We start from the raw sequence: 24,730 nt of genomic DNA on the forward strand, positions 1-24,730 counted from the left end.
TCCTACTGTGCAGTCCAACCGCCATCAATGGCGATTGCTTGGGCGGTAATATTGCGTGCTGCATCGGCCATTAAAAAGCTAACGGTATGCAGGATCTCATCTAAGCCGATAAATGCTTTTTTCGGCATCGGTGCTAGCATAATTGTGTCGATCACTTGTTGCTCCGAAATGCCATGTTCTTTAGCTTGCGAGGCAATTTGTTGCTCCACAAGCGGTGTTTTTACATACGCTGGGCACACGGTATTAATCGTGATGTTGGCATCACCCGTTTCGAGTGCCATGGTTTTAGCAAAACCGATTAAGCCATGTTTTGCAGCGATATAAGCCGACTTATATTTAGAAGCCACCATGGCATGAATTGAGCCAATATTAATGATGCGACCAAAATCTTGCTCACGCATGCGAGGGAGTACCGCCTTGGTCATCATCGCCGGACCAACGAGCATAACTTGCTGTAAGAACTGCCATTTATCAGCCGGAAAATCTTCAAGCTTCGCAACGTGCTGAATACCTGCATTATTAATAAGTACATCAATTGGCTGATTAAGCTCAGTAAAAAATTGCTCTATTGCATCACTATCAGCCACATTAAGTGCATACCCTTCGGCGCTGCCGCCTTGTTCAACAATGCCTGCTGCCGCTTGTTGTGCTGCTTGCTGATTTAAATCAGTCACAATAATAGTGTGACCCTGCATCGCCAGTTGCTGGGCAACATAGAGACCAATACCACTGGCTGCACCGGTAATTAAAACTGTTTTGCTCATCGGGCTACTCCTCTAAAAACTCACTGATAAGCTGCGCTTTAGGGGTGATTGAGAAAATACCATCAAGGTGTCCCCAGCCCCCTTCAATTTCTGAAATCTCAACGTCTTTACCTGCCGCTTTCATGGTGTCAAACACTGTACGCATGTTTTCAGGGCGAAGCAGTAAGTCATTCGTTGCGGGTAGTAATAATGTTTTGGCAGAGACATTTTTAAGTGCCGTTGTTAAATCACTTTGCATGCCAGCGGTAAATAACTGTGATGCCCGGACCAAATAAAGTACATGGTTGGCATCTTGCGTTTTCGCTCGTGCCATTGCGCGCTGAGCGAGTACTTGGTTTAACTTAGGCAAGGTACGAATATCTTTTAATGCACCTTCATCCAATACATTAAAGTCAGGGAAGCTCGCGTTATAAATAATAGGATGCATCGCATCTTGCGTAATATTAAGCATGGTTGCCGCTAAGCCATCTAACGGGCGCTCTTTGCCGTAGTAATTACCTTGCTGCCAATTTTTATCTAAACGAATTGGTAACGCCCATTTTTCAAGTGCAGCGACTGTCCATGCATCCATCGTTGCAGCGCCAATCACATGAATTAAACGCTCTACTTTATCTGGGTAACGTGTTGCCCACTCAAGTGCTTGAAACGAGCCCATTGATGCGCCCATCACAGCATGTAATTTAGTGATACCTAGGCTGTCGAGTAAACGCTTTTGCACATTCACAAAGTCAGTAATCGTAACCACAGGAAAATCTAAGCCATAAGGTTTGCCTGTTTTTGGATTAGTTGATGCAGGGCCTGTGGTGATTACATTTTCATCATGCCAGTTGGCATTCACTAAAGTATCTGAGCTAATCACATAATATTTATTCGTATCGATAGCTTTACCTGGGCCGATAATCGCATCCCAATAACCCGGTAGGGCATCATCCGCTTTATATTTACCTGCAGCATGAGAAGTACCAGAGAAATAATGAGTGATTAAAATCACGTTATCTTTATTGGCGTTTAGTTTTCCGTAGCTTTCCCAGCCAATATCCACTTGCTCTAACGTCACACCAGACACGGTGGTAAAATCTTTTGTCGTAAAATGCTGTTTTTCCACCAGCATGGTGTCGGCTTTATTTGCAGCGCCAAACGCAGTGCTACTAAATACAACCAGCCATAGCAAAATTATTAATTTGGTTTTCATTGCTGTTCCTTAAAAGATAATAAAGAGTCCAAGTGCCAATGCGACACCGATAAGCGGAATAACCGCAGTGAGTGCTGCCATTGACCAATACGCTCGTTGATGCGTTTCTTTACAGATAGCGCGTATTGTTGTGACCACATAACCATTATGCGGCAAGGTATCTAGGGCTCCAGAGCTAATCGCCACTACTCGGTGCAGTTGTTCAGGGTTTACGCCCATATCTAAATAACCTGGTGCGACAAGTGGTAATGCGATGGCTTGTCCGCCAGAAGCAGAGCCAGTTAAACCAGCAATCACACTGACCGCAACCGCAGCACCAACCAACTCATTCCCCGGCATATGGGTCATCACATCGACAGCGGCGGTAAATGCTGGTGATACTTTCGCCACAGCGCCAAAGCCAACCACAGCAGCGGTATTACCGATTGCCACTAAAGCGCCAGTTGTACCAACATTAATGGCGTTACCCATATCGTGAAAATGCTTGAAGTTAATAATCACAATACTCAGTACACCACCAAGTAAGGCAACAATAAGCGCTGTTTGCTGTAGTACATCATGTAGCGTAAATGATAAAAGTAGCACCACGATCAGCGGGATCACACCCGTAATTGGATGCGGACGACGACGCTCAATAATGACAGGATCATCATCGCGCGCTTCAAAGGTTTCGCCGTTAGCAACGGCCTTTTTGATCATCTTGTTTAACCAAAAGTAACCTGCTGTCGCCATGAAAATAGCCACCACTAAGCTCACTTCCCATGCTGCATAAGGTGACGTACCAAGGTGTTTAACCGGGATCCAGTTTTGAATTTCTGGCGAGCCTGCTGAGGTCATGGTAAAGGTCACCGAACCAAATGCCAGCGTTGCTGGAATAAAGCGGCGCGGTAAATTTGCATCTTTAAACAGACTCAATGCCATTGGGTAAACAGAAAACGCAACGATAAAGACGCTCACGCCACCATAGGTTAAAACTGCACAGGCAATCACAACCGCAAGAACGGCGTGTTTCATACCAAGTTTACCCACAATGTAGCTTGCAACACTGTCTGCAGCACCGGTGTCTTCCATGAACTTACCAAATAACGACCCCAGTAAGAACATAAAGAACCACGCACTTAAGAAGCCTGCAAAGCCATCCATATAGGCGTTAATAAAGTTTGTATCTGCCGATACAGGGAAAATGGCCATGCCACTACTAAGTGCAACTAACAGTGCACAGATTGGCGCAGCGATAAATAAATTTACCCCACGCAGCGTTAAAATGATCAGCAGTATTAAACCGCCTAACAGTCCTATCATGCTCAGCATAGACATTCCTATAATTATTGTTATTACACAGATGAGGTGACATCGGAATAATGCTTTCAGTCTTACCCTAAGCGTTCAAAAAATACATAACACTAAGGTACTATCTGCTTTAAAAATAGCTTAATTGCTTGATAAATAAAGGGCTGTGGCGGGTATAGCACTATGGTACTAATTCAATTTCTGCAACTATCTTCTACATTAATTGACAGGTGACACGGGCAAATCTTATTAAGTCTTCGGCAACATCAATGTGAGTGGCCATAAGACTAATGACAACAATAACAAGGAATACAACATGATAAAGCTTAACCCAAAAGTCGCGCCACTTACTCTGGCTGTATCACTTGCTTTGGCAGGTGTCAGTGCTCAAGCGGCAGAACAAGCCGAACCTGCAGCAAAAAAAGGTGAACTTGAACGTATTCAGGTAACAGCACGTAAAACTGTTGAAAACCTGCAAGAAGTTCCTGTTGCTGTAACCTCAGTGGGTGCTGAGGAACTGGCAGAAAATGGCATCGTCGTTATGACCGAAGTTCAACAGTTCTCGCCAAATACCACCCTGCAAGCAAGCCGTGGTACTAACTCTACAATTACCGCGTTTATTCGTGGTGTAGGTCAGCAAGATCCTCTTTGGGGGTATGAGCCAGGCGTAGGTATTTATATCGATGATGTCTACCTTGCTCGTCCACAGGGTGCCGTGCTTGACCTTCTTGATGTGCAACAAATCGAAGTATTACGTGGTCCACAAGGGACGCTTTACGGTAAAAATACCATCGGTGGTGCGATTAAATACGTCACCAAAGAAATGAGCGGTGATGCAACCTTAAATATTCAAGGCACTGTAGGTAGCTATAACCAAAAAGATTTAAAAATTACTGGCCAATTACCAATTGTTGACGAAAAGCTTTACGTGGGCTTTGGTTTTGCAACGCTTAACCGTGATGGCTTTGGCGAGTTTTTAACGTCTTCTCTTGATAACCAAGACCGCGAAAACTACAACAAAGACGTAACCGCAGCGCGCGTTACACTCGAATACACTCCGACTGACGACTTATTCTTCCGTTTCGCGTGGGATAAAACAGAAGACAAATCAAACGCAAAAGGTGGTTACCGTTTACTACCAAGTATTCTTACTGATGCGCCAGTTCCAGACAGCGTGTATGACTCTTACACCAGCTTACCAACATGGAACAAGGTTGAACTAGAAGGCTATAGCCTAACTGCTCGTTGGGATATGACTGACAGCACTAGCATTAAATATATTGGTTCAAGCCGTGAGAGCTACTCACCGACTAATATCGACTTTGATAACACGTCAATTCAAATTTTCGATGTACCTGCTATTTACGATGATGAGCAAACCACTCATGAGTTACAGCTAAATCATCAAGGCGATAACTATAAACTGGTTTCGGGCCTTTACTACTATGATGGTGAATCTTGCGGTCAATTCCAAGCTATCTTAAAAGTATTAGGTCAGGCACTAGGTGGTCCAAGCTTAACTCGTGAAACAGGTGGCTGTAGTAACTCAAACAGTAAAGCAGCGTATATCCAAAGCTCGATTGACTTAACCGATAAATGGTCAATGACACTCGGCGCACGTTACACTAAGGACAAAAAAGAGGCGAATGTTTATAACGGTTTAATTTTTGATACAGTCTACCCTGAATCAGATTGGATCCCTGGTTACACTCGCCCAGAAGGTCAACTTGTACCAACGGTACTCGATGATGAGGAAGAATGGTCACGCTTCACACCGCGCGCAGGTGTTGAATATCAGTATTCAAACGACATCATGTTCTTTGCAAGTTATGCGCAAGGCTTTAAATCAGGTACTTTCAACCCACGAGCAAGCACGGCTGAGCCTGCTGCAAAACCAGAAATCGTTGATTCATTCGAAATCGGCATGAAGAGTGAGTGGAATAACAACTTACGTGCAAACGTTACCTTATTCTCACTTGACCATAAAGATCGCCAATATATTTCCGTCTTACCTGGTGAAACAGATGCAGATCTAAACCAGCGTTTAGGTAACATTGGTGAGTCAACATCAGATGGTATTGAGCTTGAGCTTAACTATGTTGCAACAGAATCACTCAGCTTTGATGCATCAGTAGGTTACATCGATAGTAATTTCGATAACGTAATTGATTACGACCCAGAAACCGGTGAAGCATTCGATAAATCAGATCGCTTTACGGTATCAAACACACCTGATTTAACCTTTAATCTGGGTGCAACGTACCGTATGTACACAGAAATGGGTGACTTCGTCATCAATGGTAACTACTACCACAGAGGCGACTACGCGCTATTCGAAGAAGATAGCCTATTAACGCAAGATGCTTACGGTATCTTTAATATGGGTATCACTTGGTACAGCACAGATGGTCACTGGACTGCAGGTCTTTACGGTAAAAACTTAACGGATGAAGAGTACATGATTGGTGGTTACCAATTCGTGGCACCTGATCCAACAGACCCAACAGATATCAGCAAATACACTCCAGGTTTAGGTGGTGATAATACCCTGATTGGTTACTACGGCGACCCTCGCACTGTAGCCTTCACTGTTGGTTACCGTTTCTAAAATAGAATCTAAATCCTTGTGTGAGAAAGGCTTGTCTGAAACTTCCCCTCAGGCAAACCTTGTTTCAAAGCGCAAAATCACTTATAACATAACGCATTGGAGAATCGAGGGAATGTCTTTAGCTGTGAACACCATAATCGCCGATGATCACCCGTTATTTAGAAGTGCGCTGCGTCAAGCTGCCGCGACATCAGTGCCTGAAGAACATATTAAAGAGACCAGTGACATTGATGGTTTGTTTACACTGTTAAGCGCTCACCCTGAGATTGAACTAATATTTTTAGACCTTACGATCCCAGGTGCAAATGGCCTACAAGCCCTTTCGCAACTGCGTAACCACTACCCTGATATCTTAGTGATCATGGTCTCTGCCAATGAGACACCCGCCATAATCAAACAAGCTATGAGCCTTGGCGCTGCAGGCTATATTCCTAAGTCATCTTCTTTAGATGTTATCAGTGAAGCAATTAGTCATGTACTCAATGGCGACACTTGGTTACCACCTGAAGTAGATTTAACTGATGTGGTGATCAACGACGAACAAAGCGAATTTGCTTGTAACCTCGAAAAACTAACCCCCCAGCAATACCGCGTACTAGCGATGATTGCCGACGGTTTATTGAATAAACAAATCGCCTTTGAAATGTCGATTCAAGAAACCACAATCAAACAACATGTGTCAGCGATTTTACGCAAACTCAATGTTTATAACCGTACTCAAGCGGGCATTTTGTTTAATCAGCTTTCGCAGGTTGGCAAAATCGAAGAAAGCTAATTTAAGCATTCACTCCCAGTTTTAAAACTCGCTTTCCCAGTAGTGGGAAAAGCTCACGTTCCAAAAAACAAAAAGTTATTACTTTTCAACACCTTAATTTTTGGCACAAAACTCGCCTTAGCTACTCCATGATTATTTATATTTCTCAGTATCATGGATTTAGACAGCACACTAAAACGCAAACCTCAGCAATCAAAAGCTAAAAAATGGCTGGCTGGTGCAGCTATTGGCGTATCGGCTCTTGGCGCTTTAATGGTATATCAATGGGCGACACCCACTGTGGTTGCTGCAAGCCAACTGCAAATAGCAACCGTAGAACAAGCCGATTTTGTGGTAAAAATTCGTGGCTTTGGTCGTTTAAAGCCAAAGTATCAACGTTATTTAACCAATACCGACACCGCAATAGTCGAAGCTATCCATGTTTACCCTGGCACTATCGTTAAAAAAGACACAGTGATTTTAAGCCTCGTCAACCCACAGCAAGCGCAGCGTTTATCGGTCGCTCGGCTAGAACTTGCTCGCCAAAAAGCCAGTGTTAATGAGCAAAGAATTAACCAGCAAAGTGAACTACTTGAGCGCCAAGCAAATCTCGCCATATTAAAAAGTGAGCTGCAAAGTGCAGAGCTTAGAGTCGATGCTGAAAGCAAACTGATCGAGCAAGGGATTGTTTCAAGTCTCGATTACAAACGAAGCATGCTAAACGTTGCACAGCTTACAGAGCGCGTAAGTATCGAGCAGCAACGCCTTGCACAGCTTAAAGAAATGCACTTACAACGTAGCAAAATACAGCAAGAACTATTAAGCCAATTTGAGCTTAATTATCAAGTTGAGCAACAGGCTTTTGATCAGCTGCAAATAACGGCAGGTATCGATGGCATGCTGCAAGAGTTGAATGTTGAACTTGGCCAAAATCTCGTGCCGGGTACCCGCCTTGCGGTGGTTGGATCAAACAAAGCACTCAAAGCAGAGCTAAGCGTTAAGCAAGCAGATGCCGAAAAAGTGGCACTCAATATGGCAGCGAAAGTAAACACCTTTAGCCAAGCAGATCACGGTGAAGTTGATGCCAAAGTCACCCGAATTGACCCTATTGTTACCGATGGTCGAGTTATTATCGAACTTGATTTACAAGGCACACTGCCTGCTAATGCTCGACCCGATTTAAGCATTGAAGGCTATGTGGTTAGCAACATTATTCCCGATGCGTTAACCATTAACGTGCCGCAAAAAGCACAAGCAAATAGCGAAGCCACGCTATTTAAACTTAATCCAAATACCCAGTTAGCAACGCCAACCAATATCGAATTTGGTACACTCAGTGACAATCAAATTCAACTTTTGAGCGGTGCCACCGTGGGCGAACAGCTGATCATTTCAGACCTTTCTAAATGGCAGCATTTGGCAACAATAAAAATCGAACAGGACAGTTTATGAAAACCAATACGCTTATCTCATTAAACAAAATCGCCAAAGTTTATCGCGGCCAAAATGTTGAAACCTATGCATTAAAAGACATCAGCCTGAATATTAACCAAGGTGACTATATCTGCATTAGCGGCCCATCTGGCTGTGGTAAATCGACGCTGCTGTCATTATTAGGCTTACTCGATAGCCCAACTGCTGGCGACTATTTCATTAAAGAAGTCGACACAAAAACCCTTGATATGGATCAGCAAGCTGAACTTAGAAACCTTCACATTGGTTTTATATTTCAGTCGTTTAACCTAATTGATGAATTATCGGTGTTTGACAACGTAGCACTGCCGCTCACTTATCGAGAGCCAGCCATGAGCCCGAGCGAAATTGAGCTTGCGGTAAAACAGGCCCTTGATGAAGTTGAGATGGGCCACCGCGCTCAGCACAAACCAAATCAATTATCTGGTGGTCAGCAACAGCGTATTGCTATTGCCCGCGCACTGGCTGGCAAGCCAAGCATTTTATTGGTGGATGAGCCAACTGGTAACTTAGATTCAAAAAATGGTGATGCCGTCATGGACTTGCTTGATGAGCTGAATAAAAAAGGCACCACGATTTGTATGGTAACCCATGATTTACGTTATGCCGGACGTGCAAAGACGCAACTTAAATTGCTAGATGGTGAAATTGTTTCCTACTCTGAAGCACGCCAAGCACCTAGCAGCGACACTGCTGAGCAAGTACTCGAAAGCGCCGAGGTGATGTAATGAAATTAACCAAAACACGCGCCCAATTAAGCTTAGCGTGGGCATCATTAATGAATGCTCCGGGCTTTGTCACTGCGGTTATCGCAACGCTTGCTTTAACATTGGCCACCTTGTTTGTGGTGCTTAGCCTTGTTAACAGCTACTTTTTAAAGCCCCTTGATGTGTACGATGAAAGCCGCATGGTGGTGGTTGAGCAATCACTTACTTATGATGACTACGATGCTACTGGCTTTCAAAGCTATCAATCGATGGTGCATTGGCTTAAGCATAATCAAAGCTTTGAACAAAGTATGATGATCAATGCAGGTGAGCAAATCTTTGCAAACCTAGATGGCGAACCGAAAGAACCAGTGCTGTATGTTGGCGGCAACTATTTTGACTTATTAAACACACCATTTTTAATGGGACAGGGTTTTGACCTTGGAGAAACGCTGGAAACTCCTGATGACCGCGTTGTTATATCTGCCAATTTTTGGCGCAAGCATTACAACAGCGACCCGAACATTATTGGTAAAACACTTTCAGTCATGGCGGGTGAAACCGATTATGTTCACCGTATCGTCGGTGTTGTTGATGACTCATTCAGCCCCCCTTACATGTTTAAAGCAAGCGATGTTGAAGTATGGTTTCCATCAAGTGCTGACCGCCGTTTCTTTCACAATGATGATTGGCAAAGCCCATGGACAAACACTTTTAAAAACCTAAAACTGATTGCAGTTTTAAAGCCTGGGGTCACCATAGATCAAGTTAAAGTCGATTTAAAACAGCAAATTGATACGGTTAAATCAGAGTGGCTAAACAATGGTGGTATCACCGATGTAAAACCTGAAGTAACCCCGTATCGTGACGTTGAGCTGGGTAATAACGATGACTTAAGCTTAATGATGTTAGCCGGTGCAGTAGGGCTACTGATTATTGCGGTACTTAATGTAAGCACTTTGTTTTTCTCACGCGCTCTTGCTCAACATAAAACTCTCGCCTTACAGGCGGTATTAGGTGCAAAACGCAGCACGTTATTTAAAAGTATCTTTTTACAGTCACTAATTTTAATGACCTTATCGGTAAGCATTGCGCTGTTTTTATCGGTATGGGGCATACGTTTATTTAAAGTATTGGCAGAAGGACGATTACCACTGGTTAACAGCTTGGCGGTTGATAGCACGTTGGTCATTGTTGCCATCATACTGTGTATTGCTCTTGCTTATATTTTCTCTGTAATTACAGCGCGTTTGGTGAATTACAAAACCCTAAATACGCAAATGCAGAACAGTGGAAAAGGCGGGGTTTCGCAGGTATCTGGCCGTACAGTGCGCATTTTAATTGGCTCACAAATGTTTGTTGCCGCGCTGCTTGTGAGTTTTTCGGTGATGGTAGTGAGTAAAGCCATGGGCACGATTAACCGCCCACTCGGCAGTGATACCGAAAACCTGTATTTTGCTAACCTGTTCCAGCCAAATAATCAGATGTCATTGGCGGAGCGCTACGAACATATGCTGCAATACAAGCAGGTTTTGCTTGATAGCCAAGGCATTGATGATGTTGCCCTGGGTCACAGCCCTGTTTCGCAAAGACAAAACGCCAACACCCTGACTGATGTAAACGGTAAAAGCTCAATTTTCTTCCCTAGTCAGTGGGTAGGGCCTGATTACTTTGCGTTAGTTAACACCAAAATTCTCGCTGGCCGCACCTTTAGCGAACAAGCTATACGTGGTGAAACCAACGAGATACTTGTCTCGGTCAGCGTTGCAGAGAACTTATTACCAAGCCAAGACTATCGAAATATCATCGGCAAGAGCTACCAAGGCTTAGAAGAAAAGATGTATGAAGTGGTGGGTGTAACCGAAGATTTTAATCACCCTAAATACTACGATGAGTCGTTTGGTCGTCATATTTGGTGGCCAGCAACACCGTATAGCTACATGTTTACTATCAAAGCTTCTGATGGCGTTAAGCTAACAAATAAACAAATACTTAATACGCTAAAAGAAAAGAACAGCGACCTAACCATGTGGCAGTTTAATGACCTGCAACAAGAGTACGACAATTTACTGTATATGAGCCGACTGACCGTGGCTCTATGTAGTACCTTAGCGCTATTTACTCTATTATTAGCAGCAATTGGTATTTTTGGGGTACTAAGCTACAACCTGGGTCTGCGCCGTTATGAGTTTGGTATTCGTATGGCATTAGGTGCGAAAAAAGCACGCTTATTCAAGCTGATGAGTGTTGAAGCTATTATCCCTGTGCTCATTGGTTTTGCGGTTGCTCTCGCCGCGGTAATGGTGGTTTTTTACATGTTACAAGGACAGCTAATGTCTTGGCTGATACTTGATGTAAGACTGCAATTAATCGCTTGGAGTATAACCTTATGTATTGCGCTATTCGCTTGCTTTAGACCTTTGGTTTTACTGCTTAAAGCAAAACCTATGGCCGCACTACGTAACGATTAACAGCACAAAATGGTGGCTTAAGTTTTAGCTTAAGCTGCCTCAACAGGATAATAAGAAAACATCATGGACAAAATATTAGTCATAGACGATCAAGCTGATGTACGTCTGGCTGCTACTGTTGCATTACAACAATTAGGCTTACACTGCCTTGAGGCCGAAGGCCCTGAACATGCCCTTGAATTATTAAAATCAGAGCACATTAGCCTGATTTTGCTTGATATGAACTACAAGCTCGACACGACCTCAGGTGAAGAGGGGTTACGCTTTTTAAAGCAACTAAATCAATTAGGTTCGACCATACCTGTCATTGTGATGACCGCATGGGCCAGCATTGATGTTGCCGTTAAAGCCATGCAATTAGGGGCAGTCGACTTTGTTGAAAAGCCATGGAATAACTTGCGCTTAACCGCCGTTGTACAACAACAACTCAAGCTCAAGCAAAGTAATCACGACAACGCGTGCTTAAAGGCGCTTACCAGTGACACACAAGCACATTACATAGCTCAATCAGAAATCATGCAGCTGTTGCTTGCCAAAGCTGAGCGCGCAGCTAAAACCGATGCCAGCATTTTAATTACCGGCGAAAATGGCACTGGCAAAAGCTTATTGGCACATTATATCCACCAGCACTCGCTCAGAGCTGATAAACGCTATGTAAGCGTGAATGTTGGCGCCATTGCCCCGACGCTATTCGAAAGTGAATTATTTGGCCATAAGAAAGGCTCTTTTACTGATGCCAAAGAAGACCGCCTAGGACGTTTTGAAATTGCCGAAGGCGGCACCTTATTTTTAGATGAAATTGCGACTTTAAGCCTTGAGCTACAAAGTAAAATGCTCCGTGTGCTAGAAAGCAAAGAATTTGAAGTGCTAGGCTCAAGCCAAACCAAAACCGCCAATGTTCGCATTATTTCTGCCACCAATAGCGAATTAGCTACAGCTATTGAGCAGGGTGAGTTCCGCCGTGATTTATTATTTAGACTCAATACCATTGAACTGCACATTCCACCGCTTCGTGACAGAAAAGACGATATCGCCCCCTTAGCAGAACACTTATTATTGGTGCATGGTAAAAAATATCAACGCGCGAATATGGCGCTCAGTGATGACGCTCTAAAGGCGCTAAAAAAATACAGTTGGCCTGGTAATATTCGTGAGCTAAGCCATTGTATTGAACGCGCGGTGATCATGAGCGATAACAACAATATTCAAGCCAATGACCTCATTTTAGATCAACCAAGTTGCGAGCAAACAAATAGCAATGCCGAACAAGCTTTGCCACTATTGCCCCTTGAAGAGCTTGAAAAACAGATGATTCAAAAAGCGCTGCTGCAATTTAATGGCAATGTTATCGCCGCAGGAGAGTTTTTAGGGTTAAGCAAATCGGCGATTTATCGTCGCATTGATAAACATCAGCTCGATTTAAAAGAAGTAGAACGCTAAATGAGTAGTAAGTTGTCGTTAGAGCAGCGTATTCGACGCTATTTTTATATGCTTATAGCGGTGCTATTAACGCTTGGTATTGCCCTTTCGCTCAGCTTAAAACTAGATTGGTTTGCTAGTATCAGCCTATTATTGCCGTTTATCGGGATAAGCGCTTTTGCTTTAATTAAAAGCTACCGTGCGATCACCGATGTGGTTGAACGCTTTGGCCTGCAACTAGATGCATTGGCAAATGACGAAAGTAATAGTTGGCATTTAGCGTCTTATCAAAGTGGACGAGTCGCAGCGCTTAAACAAGATTTTGCCAAGCTCAGCAATAAAATAGCCAAGAACAAACGCCATTATATGCAAACAGAAGAGTTTGTTTTTGAGTTTGCCAGCATGCTGGACTTACCCATCGTTATACTAGACCCCCATGGCTTAATTTACTTTAGTAATAAGGCGTTTATAAACAGTATTAGTCATCGCCAAATTGAAGGTAAGTCGGCCAGCGACTTAGGCATTGCTCTGCATGATGGCGAATGGCAACAAAACAGTGACTCACTGTTTAAACAACGCTTTCAAATCTCATCGCAGACTTTTTGGCGGACCGGCAGAAACTTTGAATTACTCACCTTCTTTTCAATTGAGCAACAGCTTCGCGATAATGAACAACTTGTTTGGCAACGGTTAATTCGCGTGTTAAATCATGAAGTACGTAACTCACTCACGCCGATTTATTCAATGAGTCAATCATTGCAAACCCTTAAGCGCCAAGGGCAAATTAGCAGTCACGATGATCTCGCCCAAGATATGTTGCAAGTTATAGAAAAGCGCGCTCAACACTTGCTTGATTTTGTAGCCAGTTACAGTGCGTTTGCAAAGCTACCACCCGCACAAAAGCAGGCAATCAGTAGCGAGCAATTAAACACACGTTTAAGTGCTATTTTTCCTGAACTAGTAATAAATAGCAGCGAAGAATTACATGTTAATGCCGACTTAGGCCAGCTAGAACAAGCGTTGATCAACCTGATAAAAAATGCCTTTGAAGCAGGCAGCAATTCTGCCCCTAGCCTCACTTGGTCAAGGCAAGGTGATAGCTTAAATATTGCAATTAGCGACCAAGGTTGTGGCATTCAAAACCCCGATAACTTGTTCGTGCCATTTTACTCAACCAAAGCAAATGGCACAGGTATAGGACTTGTGATCACCCGAGAACTTGTGCGTAACCAAGGCTTTGAGTTATCGATAAATTCAAAACCCCAGCAAGGCACACAAGCCAACATCATCGTACCTATTTAAATAACAAAAAGTTAGTATTTTTAGCAAGAACAACAGATTGTTGCGCTTATAGAAAAACCACGCTATGTTTATTTTTTAAACTACGGAAGGTCATAAAAATGAAAAACGCCATAAAACCCATCGTATTAGCAACGTCACTTATTCTAGTCACGGCCTGTAATTCAACGGCCCCTATTAATAAAACAGCAACGACAGCCATAAACCAAGAAAAATTTAGCCAATTTCATCAGTACGATGAAAAATCAAATATCACCCTTGAGTACACTGACTACGGGCAAATATTAAATGCCTCGGTGATTGATTTAGGTATGTCTGACCGCTATCGTATTTCACAAAACACAACCAAAATTGGCACCCGGTTGTCGTCGAATCCAAAACCGTCGACTGCAACAGAAGCAAACCGCTTTTATTATGATTCGTACAAAAAGAATCCTCAGATGAAGCAAGACTTGCAAATAGTGCAAGAAAATATGGCCGACCTGCCAAACAAAATTAATTTAAGTAACTTACCAAAATCAGAGTTACTCGCTTACTGGCTCAATCTTTATAACGTGACGGTACTCAATGAGTTAGTGCAGCAGTACCCTGTTAAGAACCTGACCAAGTTATTAAATGAAGAGCCAAGTTTTTTTGATAAGCCACGCTTTAACTTTAACGGTAACCAGTATTCATTAAACGACATTGAGTACAACATTGTTGCACCGCTATTTAACAATGACCCGCTATTAATATATGGCTACTACCGTGGCTACATTGGCAGCCCAAATTTGCTTGACCACCCATATACAGCAAAAAATGTGTTTGCAGCCCTAACCACCAATGCAGTGCAGTTTGTTAATTCAAACCGTGGTAGTGTGATAGGTAACCATAGCACTCGTGTTTCTTCTTTATATCTTGAAAAGAAAAACTATTTTCCTAACTTTGAAGAAGATTTAGCTGACCACCTTCAATCGTTAGTAATTCAAGAGCCAGATAAAGACCAAGTTGTACAAAACCTCTCTTTTAGTATCGATAACTACGATATTACCGACATTCTAGGTACCGATGTTGAATATGGTGGAGGTAACGCGACTGTCGCCGATCCGAGTATAGTAGCAGATGGCTTTGATACTAACTTTGTTGCTTATGGTGAAAACTTAACCAAAGAAGTCGGCCATGTAAGCCCGTTACGTCGCGAAATTTTGCAAAAAATCACGCAAAAATACTATGAAGTAAATACTCGCGTTGAAATAAAAGACTTACCAGCTAAAGAGTCTGAAGATAAATAATATAACCCTAAAGCGGCTCATCATGAGCCGCTTAGACTCACCACTTCCTTACGAGACCTACCTTATAAAAATTAATTTTTATTTGGCTCATGCCGTGAAATTCAGTAATTTGTCATATAAAACTAAACGTAATTAGAAAATAACAATGAAATGGATGCACTTACAACTTAAGCTACTGGCTGTTTTTTTATTCTTTGTGAGCTCTTTTGCAGCCGCTGAAGAGTATCAGGTTGCGCCCGCAGCTAACTGGGTAAAACAACATAAGTTACTCACCCCTGAGATTCCTCGAGACCAAATACGAGACGGGACTTTCTACCTGATGCTCGACACTCAGCTTCAGGTATCTGAGCAAGCCCCACAGCAACGCTTTAATCGTACTGTAATGCAAGCGGTCAATCAGTCTGGGGTTGATTATATTAGCCAGCTGAATATTGATTTTGACCCAAATTATCAATCTCTTACGCTCAATAGTTTAGGCATTATTCGTGACGGCCAATATATAGATAAACTAAATAGTGCCGAGCTTCAGGTGTTACAGCGCGAGACCGACTTAGCAAGTCGTATATACAATGGCACCTTAAGCCTAAATGTCATTATTGATGATATGCGGGTCATGGATATTTTAGATTACAGCTATACGGTTTCGGGGAGTAATCCGGTTTATCAACACTTCAGCACCATGCGCACACTAAACTGGTCGGTGCCGATAGTGCAGCAATTTATGCGGGTAAAGTGGCAAAAGCCTACGCCCTTATATATCAACTTTATGAATGGCGAGTCACCAGTTACTAAAACCAAGTTAGATACGGGCTTTGACTACCAAATTAGCCAACACAATGAGCCGACCATTCGCTCCGCAAGCGAAGTACCGCATTGGTATTCACCTTACAAGGAAGTGTATTTCTCTGAAGTAAATAATTGGCAAGAGGTGATCAATTGGTCGTTACCTTTGTACCAATCAGCCATAGAAGTGAGCCCTGCTATTGAAACAATTGCTCGTCAAATTAAGTTTCAACATGCCGATTTAGAGTCTCAAATTGTGGCTGCCCTGCGCTTTAGCCAAGACGAAGTACGTTATTTGGGTCTAGAAATGGGCACCAACTCGCACCAGCCAACTCCTGCATCAGAAACTTTGGCACTGCGCTATGGCGACTGTAAAGACAAAACCGTCTTGCTCATTTCTTTACTTAAAGCGCTCGGCGTAGAGGCTCACCCTGCTTTAGTTAACACTGAAGACAGAAAACGTACTGCCAGCTTACCGGTCTCTCCTAGCTTGTTTGACCATGTGATTGTCACCTTAGAGCACCAAGGTAAGCGCTATTGGCTTGATCCGACCATTTCGTACCAGCGCGGCGATTTAGCACATTTAGCTCAACCGAACTACGATGTAGCGTTAATCATAAAGCAAGGTGAGACAGGCTTTACAGATATGTTTACAGAGCCTGCCCTAAAACGCGTTCAGGTTTTTGATAATTATCAGATCCCAGAAGGTATTAATGAGCCAGTTAGTTTTTCAACTCAATATAAATACGGCGACTTTGAAGCAATTAACCGCCGCAGTTCAATCGCTAAAAACAGCTTAAAAAGCATAGAAGATGATTACCGCGAATATTATCAAGATACCTACAAGGGCTTAAAAACAGTCAAACCTATGCTGGTTGAATCTCCAGAAGACACCGGTCAGCTAATTACCAATGAGTACTATACTATTGATAACTTTTGGCGACCTAAGGGTAATGACTTTCAAAACGACTTTTACGCCAGTGAAATTCAAAACTCAGTTTATAAGCCAGAACAGCGAGAGCGTAACAATGCACCAATGTGGTTTCGTTACCCTAATAATATCGAAACAACCATAAAAGTTACGTTTACGGATACTAATTGGCAGTTTAATGATGAGCAGGTCACGATCGACAACCCATTTTTTCATCTCGAAAAACGTGTGACATTTAAAGATTCTGTGTTGACCTTATACTTTGATTACAGCGCTAAGCAGGATCATATTCCAGCCGATCAAATAGACCTTTACCTAAGCGAGCGTAAAAAACTCAATAACGCGACCCATTACGGCATCATTAAATACGGCACAAATAGCGCCACAACCACACCAGCGGATGATGAAACCAACTGGTATAGCGTTTTTATTTTAAGTTACTTGGCGGCAATCATCTTTTTCATCGCGGCTTGGCGTATAGAAGCAAGTAACCGCCCAGTTTTTGCTGAGCAACAGTTCTACCCTGTCAGTAACAGTAAGTTTGTTATTTACAGCTTATTAAGCTTAGGAATATTCATTCACTACTGGAGCTATCGCAACTGGAAAGCGATAAAAGAGCAGCAACAAAGCCATATTATGCCGATTGCTCGAGGGATATTCGCACCACTGTTTTTTATTCCGTTGTTACTTGAACTTTGCAAGCACAGCGAACAAACCTTTGGCAAAAATAAGATCATGCCCGTCGCGGTTGGGTTCGTGTTATGGCTGGCGATTATCATTTCTGAAGTCGTAAGCTATAACTGGGAATATGGTAGTTGGCTGTTTTTAGTTATACCTATTCTATGGTTGCCACTGGTTAATTACATTCAAAACCTCAAGCAACCCGAACAGGCTCTTGAGTACCACTCTCAGTGGCGAGCGAGGCAGATTATCATTTCGATATTCATGCTGCCTTGGTTATTTTATGGCTTAATTTATGAGCTATATTTGTTGCCAAGTTCAACCATAGTAACCGGTGACAAGCTTTGGTCTTATCAAGTTAACTTTTTAAAAAGAAAAGAAATTATTCCTGCCAACGAGAATGTGCGCTATTTTTATAGTGACGCATTTTTCGATTTTAAAACTGATGGCAACGGCATCACAGAAAACACTATTTTTAGTTACTGGAAAAATGAGCAAGGTGTGCTCGAAAAAGATCAGCGCCGCTTTAGTGACATTAAAGAGCTCAACGTTGATTATGCTAAAAGCGCCCTACTCACCACCACGCTCACGGTCATTGACCACAATGGTGATGAAATGATGTTATTTCTGAGCCATGAAGATGACTTAGATAAGAAGTTTGTCGCTGAGGTAGAGCGCTTAATTAAAGCCAATACCCCAGCAACTGAGCAAAACGCAGATTAAGTCAGTCGCTTAATCATGCGTTTTAAGGCGGGCGCTTTCAGAGGCTTATAAAGCAATGGATAGCCCGCATCGAGCACTAACTCGCGTATGCCTTCATCATGATTCGCAGTATTCACGATGGCAGGTAAGCGTGTTAGTGCAGCTTGTTCAATCACTTCAAGTCCTGTTACCCCATCATCAAGCTGATAATCAATGATCAACAATTGCGGCAGGGCTTGGCTTGCCTTTAACTGCTCAAGCTCCGCTAAGTTAGTGGCTGTTGAAATTTCACAGCCCCAATTCTCGAGTAGCTGCTTTAATGCCTCTAACACGTTGCGGTCGTTATCAAGCAACCAAATACGCAATTGCCCCAGCTCTGTTTCTTGTGATGCCTCAGCGCCTTTCGCTTGCGCTGGCGCAGTACTCACTTTACAAGGCAGAGTTAGGGTAAATTGCGTGCCTTTACCAAGTTCAGACCCCATCACTAGGGGGATTTTAAGTAAGTCACATATACGTTTAGTGATTGCCAACCCTAAGCCTAACCCCTCGGCGCTTGGTTTTGCACCAAGCTGTTTAAACTCTTGGAAAATAGTTTGTTGATCGCTCGATGCAATACCAATCCCTGTGTCTTCAACAATAAAGGATACATGATCGTCGTCGTACTGCATTTTTAAGCGCACTTCACCTTGCTCGGTATAACGAATCGCATTACTCAAAAGGTTACGCAGCACTCGTCGCAGCAGCGCTTTGTCGGTATGCAAGCGCACATCACAGGTTTCAATAATAAACTTTAAGCCTTTTTCGCGGGCAAGGGCTTCGTAGTCATTACGCAATGGTTCAACCAAGGAGCTGGCAGCAAACTCGCTCATTTGTACTTTAAACGAGCCTGAATCGAGCTTGGTTAACTCTAAAATACTCGATAACAACTCTTCGGCGCTGCCTAATGAATTCTTAATATTCATCGCCAGCTCTTTAAGTTCGGTGTCTTGGGCTTTTTCATTCATTAAAGAACAAAACAAACTCGCAGCATTGAAAGGTTGCAGTAAATCATGGCTGGCAGCGGCAAAAAAGCGCGTTTTACTGACCGTTGCTTGTTCCGCCACTTGCTTTGCCATCGACAACTCTTGGTTTGCTTGAGTCAATGCCAAGGTGCGTGCTGCGACTTTTTCTTCAAGGCTAACATTTGCTTCGGTTAACGCTTTTTGTTGTTTTACGAACTCGGTAATGTCGGTATAGGTTGTTACAAAGCCACCACCGGGCAGTGGGTTACCTTGCATTTCAAACACGCGACCATCATTGTGCGAGCGCTGGTATTTATAAGCGCTGCCTTGGCGTAAATAGGCTAAGCGTTTTTCGACTTCGCTGGTCATGCTCTCGCCGCTAAATAAGCCACGCTCGGCATTAAAACGAATAATGTCGGCAACCGGGCGGCCTATGTAAAGCGCATCATCTGGGTAGGCGAACATGTTTTTGTAGCCTTGGTTCCAAGCTACCAAGCGCAGCTCACTATCAACTACACTGATCCCTTGTTGAATGTTTTCGATTGTTGATTGCAGTAAGTCACGATTAAATTTAAGTACTTGGCTTGCTTCATCAACAAACTCGGCAACCTGCTCTAGAGGCTGGCGCTGCTCATTTTTGGCTACATCTAAAATAAGCCGTGCCGATGCGCCGCCGATCACCGCAGACATCTCGCGCTCAACTAATAGCTCTAACTCAACATTTGCAGGGCGCTTCCACTTACTTTTATCATCAGGAAAGTAATGATTTACCAAAGACTGTGCCGCTTCTTTTTCGGCAAATCGTTGCAATAGTGCACCTAGGTCATGGTAGCTCAAAGGCTGTAGATGATTGCTTACCTTCGAATCATTCAGCTGCGAAACAAACTTATTACTCTGTAAGCGTTCAGCCAAGGTTGCACGACTAAATAACGGCACTAAGAAATACACTAAACAGTTCGCACCTAACGATAGCAATAGAGCTTGGCTAATGCTTTCCATGCCTAATGAGAATAAGTCGGTTGGCGCTAACCAGCTTATTCCCCACGGTCCATTCACAAGCCATAAACTATCGCTTCCTAAACCTCCGGCGATATTCGGTAGTAAAAGTGTGTATCCCCAAATAATAAAGCCGCTTAAAATCCCCAATTGTGCGCCGCGACACGATGCTTGTCGCCACCATAAGCCTATGATCATGGCCGGCGAAAATTGCGCGACTAAGGTGAACGACATCAAACCCACATTGGCAAGGGTTGTACTTTCGCCTAGCACTCGGTGAGTGAAGTAACTAAGCAATAAAATCAATACGATAACGATTTTACGCGCATGTAGTAGGTTGTTTTTATCGAGCCCGCGACTACTCGATGTAAGTTGCGAGCGGCGTAAAATAAACTGGTTAATAAAGTCATTAGTGATCATCACTGAAAGCACAATTGATGACACAATCACCATACTGGTTGCCGCTGAAAAGCCACCTAAAAAGGCTAATAGCGCCACAAAGGCATCATCAGCTGCCATAGGTAAAGCCAATACAAAGGTGTCGTAGCCGACTTCTTGACCTTGAAAGTAAATTAATCCAGCGTATGCAATCGGTAGAATAAACAGGTTAATAAGTAATAGGTAAATCGGAAATAACCACCGTGCCGAGGCCAGCTCTTTATCGTTATTTTTTTCGATAAAGCTCATATGGAATTGTCTTGGCAAACATAAGGTTGCCAAAATACCAAGCAAAGTATGAGCAACATACACATAGGTTGGACTTTGCGTTGCAGCCACTTGCTGATCAATATTTAGGTCATGCGCTTTTTCAAATAGAGCCACTGGGCTGTCGAATAAAGCAAAGCACACATACAAACCCACCGCTAAAAACGCCAATAATTTAACCACAGATTCAAAGGCAATACTGGCAATCAGACCTGGATTATGTTCGCTGGGCTTTAACCGCCTCGCGCCGAATAAAATAGCAAACAGTGCCAATACAATCGTGATGTAAAAAGTACTATCGGCCCATACTTCATGGCTTTGTGTGGCAGCGCGGTCGGTAAGTAAGTTGATACTTTGTGCAGTTGCACTTAGCTGCAAAGAGATATAGGGCACAATGGCAATCACTGATATCAATGAAATGAGCCCAGACAAACTCGAAGATTGACCATATCGGGTCGCAATAAAATCTGCCATTGAGGTTATTTTTTGCTGCCGACAAATATGCGCTATGCGGCAATAGACTTGCCAGCCAAAAATGAATAGCAAAATAGTGCCAGCATAGGTCGGAGCCAACCACCAGCCGTTGTATGCAGCTTGTGCTGTGGTACCAAAAAACGCCCAAGAGGTGCAATACACCCCAAGTGATAAACCATAGGTTAAGCCTTTAAAAGGCAATACTTTTCTTTTATCAGCCCAGCCTGCAACCGCAAATAAAATTGCCAGATATACAATTGCAAGAAGGCTTATTGACCAAATTGAGAACATCGCATGTGATTATTTTAATTGTTATAGCCCCAGCATAGTTTTTATTGCACGTAATTTACAGCCTAACTTTAGTGCTAATGCATTGTATAACTGAAGTTTAAAAAACAAACACAAAGAAATGAGAATTATTTTCAATTGAGTGTTGACAGATATGTAAATCTAATTGATAATCACTATCAACAAGACGATAAAGTACTTGTTCGGAATAAACTGATTTGTTTCTCGACCCTGAAACACGTGTGGCCCACGATAAAGCTAAGATCGCCTGTTGCTAATCGCAACGCCCCTTGATATTGGCAACAGGTGATCGCCCTACTATTTTACTTGCTACATTGCTCATATCGGTGACGGTAGATATGAAACTCAAAAAGCCCTTACAGGGCTTTTTTTATGTCTAAAATTCGTACCAAACCTGCAAGCCAAACTAAATGAGAATTATTTTCAAGAAGGTGTTGACAGTATTGCAAACCTAATTGATAATTAATCTCAACAAGCCAAGCGAAGTATGATGACTTGTTCAGATTAAATTTGTTTCTCTACCCTGAAACACGTGTCGCCACGTTAAAGCTTTAGCTTATATGTTACTAATCGCAACGCCCCTTGATGTTGGCAACATGTGAGCGACCCTACTTATTTTACTTGCTACATTGCTCATATCGGTGACGGTAGATATGAAACTAAAAAAGCCCTTGCAGGGCTTTTTTTATGTCTAAAAATTAATGCATTAACTTTATCGACGGTTCTTACGTGCACGTGCACGGCGTTGCTTTTTCTCTTCTTCTTTAGCGGCTTTTTTCGCCTCTGCAGCAGCGCGAAGCTCAGCAACCATTTGCTCTTCTTCTTCACGCATAGCCGGTGTTTCCATGGTAATACGACCAATAATGCCATCGCGTAATTCGTTGATAAGAATTTCAGACATTTTGTAAGTATCGATTTGATTACCACCGCGGATACAACCACGCTTTTTACCTGCCATTTCAACAAACTCCCAGTCAGACTCCGGTAGCTCATCAATTTTATAGCGGCTTTTTAAAAGTTCTGGGTATGCTTGCAATAAATATTCAGCGGTGTAACTTGCCACTTCTTCGTAGTCGATAGCGGTATCACGAATAGCGCCAGTTGCCCCTAAACGATAACCTGAGTTTTCGTTCTCTACTTTAGGCCATAACATACCCGGTGTGTCGTAAAGCATAATGCCATCGTCAAGCTTAATACGTTGCTGCGCTTTGGTTACCGCAGGTTCATTACCTGTTTTTGCCACGATACGGCCAGCTAAGGTATTAATAAGAGTTGATTTACCAACGTTTGGAATACCCATGATCATGGCTTTAATTTGTTTATCAGCGCCTACTTTATGCGGCACTAATTTTTTACAAAGCTCATTAATACGATGTACTTCACCCGCTTTATCATTACCAAAATCAATCGCTTTTACGCCACTTTGCTGCTCAAAGTAGTCTTTCCAAGCTTGCGTTAACTTAGGATCAGCCAAGTCCGCCTTGTTCATGATTTTGATCACCGGCTTGTCGCCACGCAGCGCAGTAACCATTGGGTTTTCACTACTATAAGGAATACGGGCATCAAGTACCTCAATGATCACATCCATCTGTGGCATGATTTCTTTAATTTCGTTTCGGGCTTTGTTCATGTGACCCGGGAACCACTGGATGGCCATTTTTAACTCCTACAAGATAATTTCACGGTATTTTAACTGGCTCGGCAACGAATTGCGCTATAATGACGCAAATTTTTTCAAGTAAGCAGTTATGGCTCTTAAATCAACCATTATTAAAGCGCAATTATCGTTAAGCGATATGGATCGCCACATTTATCAAGATTTCAATTTAACACTGGCACAACACCCATCAGAAACCGAACAACGCTTGATGATCCGCTTGTTGGCTTTTGCGCTAAATGCCCGTGAAGGCTTAGAGTTTACAAAAGGTTTATGCGCCGATGATGAGCCTGAGCTTTGGCACATTAACTATAGCGAAGAAATTGAATTATGGGTTGAGCTTGGGCTACCAGACGAAAAACGCCTGAAAAAAGCCTGCAATAAGTCGAAGCAAGTTGTTTTATATACCTACGGCGAAAATAACCAAGCGATTTGGTGGCAAAAACATCAACCTAAGTTGTATGATTTTAAAAACTTAAGTATTTTTAGTCTCGATTATGCCGCGACTCAGGCATTAGCCGACTTAGCTGATCGCAATATTAAGCTCACTATTACCATTCAAGATGGTGAAGTATGGGTTAGCTCAGATACAGCAAATATCGAAATTAAACCGCAACAGTTAATGTAAGGAATGCGATGGCAATTAGGCAAGTTGTAGTATTACACGGACTTTATATGTCAGGCTTTGTGATGCGCCCACTGTGCGCGCGCCTTGAAAAGTCAGGTCTAAAAATACTCAATTTGACCTATAACACGCTCTCTCCCGATAGAGCGGCAATTTTCGATAAGATTGATCGCTTTATCGGTGGTAAACCTACCGCCTTAGTTTGCCATTCGATGGGCGGCTTGGTTGCTCGCGCTTACTTAGAGGCCAATTCTCTTCAAAGTCGCCATGTCGAAAAGGTGATCACCTTAGGCACCCCGCATAAAGGCAGTCATATTGCTAAGCAAATGCAGCAAAAGGGCTTTGAAATGCTGTTAAAAAATAGCGTGGAGTTTTTATTATCTGAGAATGGCGATTGGCCGTTTAATGCCAAGCTTTATAGTATTGCCGGTGACTTACCAATAGGGCTAATGCCACTGATTGCTAAAGGCAGTGTCTCTGATGGTACAGTTTTGATAGATGAAACCAAACTCAATGGCATGGCAGAACATAAGGTGTTTCATTTGAGTCACACCAGTATGATCTACTCACGCCAAGTGATGGATTACATTATTAAGCTTATAAATCAAAGTGAGTGAT

At 42.8% G+C, this 24,730-nt stretch carries 16 protein-coding genes; 11 read left to right on the forward strand and 5 right to left on the reverse strand.

The annotated features are described in order from the left end of the window. Nucleotides 1-2: 2 nt before the first annotated feature. Genes HUS61_RS12815 through HUS61_RS12825 form a run of 3 tightly spaced genes read right to left on the reverse strand, consistent with a single transcriptional unit; the run spans nucleotide 3 to nucleotide 3,267 of the window. Nucleotides 3-764, reverse strand: a complete 762-nt coding sequence (locus HUS61_RS12815) for a 3-hydroxybutyrate dehydrogenase (RefSeq protein ID WP_054552326.1) — start codon at nucleotides 762-764, stop codon at nucleotides 3-5. A gap of 4 nt (nucleotides 765-768) precedes the next feature. Continuing rightward, nucleotides 769-1,956 carry a homoserine O-acetyltransferase gene (locus tag HUS61_RS12820; RefSeq protein ID WP_058586092.1) on the reverse strand — a complete coding sequence of 396 codons (1,188 nt, stop codon included), beginning with the start codon at nucleotides 1,954-1,956 and terminating at the stop codon, nucleotides 769-771. Between the two features lie 9 nt (nucleotides 1,957-1,965). Next, complete coding sequence (locus HUS61_RS12825; protein ID WP_054562937.1) at nucleotides 1,966-3,267, reverse strand: GntP family permease; 1,302 nt, start codon at nucleotides 3,265-3,267, stop codon at nucleotides 1,966-1,968. A gap of 295 nt (nucleotides 3,268-3,562) precedes the next feature. On the opposite strand from HUS61_RS12825, the gene HUS61_RS12830 reads away from it, so the two are divergent. The 9 genes from HUS61_RS12830 (at nucleotide 3,563) to HUS61_RS12870 (ending at nucleotide 18,366) form a co-directional block, all read left to right on the forward strand. Further along, on the forward strand, nucleotides 3,563-5,854 hold the full coding sequence (locus HUS61_RS12830) for a TonB-dependent receptor (protein WP_175082614.1): 2,292 nt from the start codon (nucleotides 3,563-3,565) through the stop codon (nucleotides 5,852-5,854). Between the two features lie 112 nt (nucleotides 5,855-5,966). Next, a complete protein-coding gene (locus HUS61_RS12835) occupies nucleotides 5,967-6,629 on the forward strand; it encodes a response regulator transcription factor (protein ID WP_175082615.1) in 663 nt (220 codons plus the stop codon). 153 nt (nucleotides 6,630-6,782) lie between these two features. After that, nucleotides 6,783-8,060 carry an efflux RND transporter periplasmic adaptor subunit gene (locus HUS61_RS12840; protein ID WP_175082616.1) on the forward strand — a complete coding sequence of 426 codons (1,278 nt, stop codon included), beginning with the start codon at nucleotides 6,783-6,785 and terminating at the stop codon, nucleotides 8,058-8,060. After that, nucleotides 8,057-8,809 (forward strand): ABC transporter ATP-binding protein, encoded by a 753-nt coding sequence (locus tag HUS61_RS12845; protein ID WP_130050224.1) that lies wholly within the window; start codon nucleotides 8,057-8,059, stop codon nucleotides 8,807-8,809. Before HUS61_RS12840 ends, HUS61_RS12845 begins: the two co-directional genes overlap by 4 nt. Then, the gene (locus HUS61_RS12850) at nucleotides 8,809-11,259 is read left to right on the forward strand and encodes an ABC transporter permease (protein ID WP_175082617.1); all 2,451 of its coding nucleotides are present in this window, start codon (nucleotides 8,809-8,811) and stop codon (nucleotides 11,257-11,259) included. Before HUS61_RS12845 ends, HUS61_RS12850 begins: the two co-directional genes overlap by 1 nt. Nucleotides 11,260-11,322: 63 nt before the next feature. Beyond that, the gene (locus HUS61_RS12855; protein ID WP_175082618.1) at nucleotides 11,323-12,699 is read left to right on the forward strand and encodes a sigma-54 dependent transcriptional regulator; all 1,377 of its coding nucleotides are present in this window, start codon (nucleotides 11,323-11,325) and stop codon (nucleotides 12,697-12,699) included. Continuing rightward, nucleotides 12,700-13,980, forward strand: a complete 1,281-nt coding sequence (locus HUS61_RS12860) for a PAS domain-containing sensor histidine kinase (RefSeq protein ID WP_175082619.1) — start codon at nucleotides 12,700-12,702, stop codon at nucleotides 13,978-13,980. 98 nt (nucleotides 13,981-14,078) lie between these two features. Further along, nucleotides 14,079-15,248: a DUF547 domain-containing protein gene (locus HUS61_RS12865; protein ID WP_175082620.1), complete on the forward strand. Its 1,170-nt coding sequence runs from the start codon at nucleotides 14,079-14,081 to the stop codon at nucleotides 15,246-15,248. 145 nt (nucleotides 15,249-15,393) lie between these two features. After that, the gene (locus HUS61_RS12870; protein WP_175082621.1) at nucleotides 15,394-18,366 is read left to right on the forward strand and encodes a DUF3857 domain-containing transglutaminase family protein; all 2,973 of its coding nucleotides are present in this window, start codon (nucleotides 15,394-15,396) and stop codon (nucleotides 18,364-18,366) included. Here HUS61_RS12870 and HUS61_RS12875 read toward each other — a convergent pair. Both HUS61_RS12875 and ylqF read right to left on the reverse strand, forming a co-directional pair. Beyond that, nucleotides 18,363-21,812: a PAS-domain containing protein gene (locus HUS61_RS12875; RefSeq protein WP_175082622.1), complete on the reverse strand. Its 3,450-nt coding sequence runs from the start codon at nucleotides 21,810-21,812 to the stop codon at nucleotides 18,363-18,365. The two genes, HUS61_RS12870 and HUS61_RS12875, sit on opposite strands and share 4 nt — an antisense overlap. A gap of 730 nt (nucleotides 21,813-22,542) precedes the next feature. Beyond that, the gene (gene ylqF, locus HUS61_RS12880; protein ID WP_054562949.1) at nucleotides 22,543-23,487 is read right to left on the reverse strand and encodes a ribosome biogenesis GTPase YlqF; all 945 of its coding nucleotides are present in this window, start codon (nucleotides 23,485-23,487) and stop codon (nucleotides 22,543-22,545) included. 91 nt (nucleotides 23,488-23,578) lie between these two features. Here ylqF and HUS61_RS12885 point away from each other — a divergent pair, with 91 nt between their 5' ends. Continuing rightward, on the forward strand, nucleotides 23,579-24,115 hold the full coding sequence (locus tag HUS61_RS12885; protein WP_054552313.1) for a YaeQ family protein: 537 nt from the start codon (nucleotides 23,579-23,581) through the stop codon (nucleotides 24,113-24,115). 8 nt (nucleotides 24,116-24,123) lie between these two features. Next, nucleotides 24,124-24,729 (forward strand): lipase/acyltransferase domain-containing protein, encoded by a 606-nt coding sequence (locus tag HUS61_RS12890; RefSeq protein WP_062566321.1) that lies wholly within the window; start codon nucleotides 24,124-24,126, stop codon nucleotides 24,727-24,729. The last annotated feature ends 1 nt before the right edge of the window (nucleotide 24,730 follow it).

Source organism: Pseudoalteromonas sp. 0802 (genome assembly GCF_013350085.1).
Classification (GTDB): domain Bacteria; phylum Pseudomonadota; class Gammaproteobacteria; order Enterobacterales; family Alteromonadaceae; genus Pseudoalteromonas.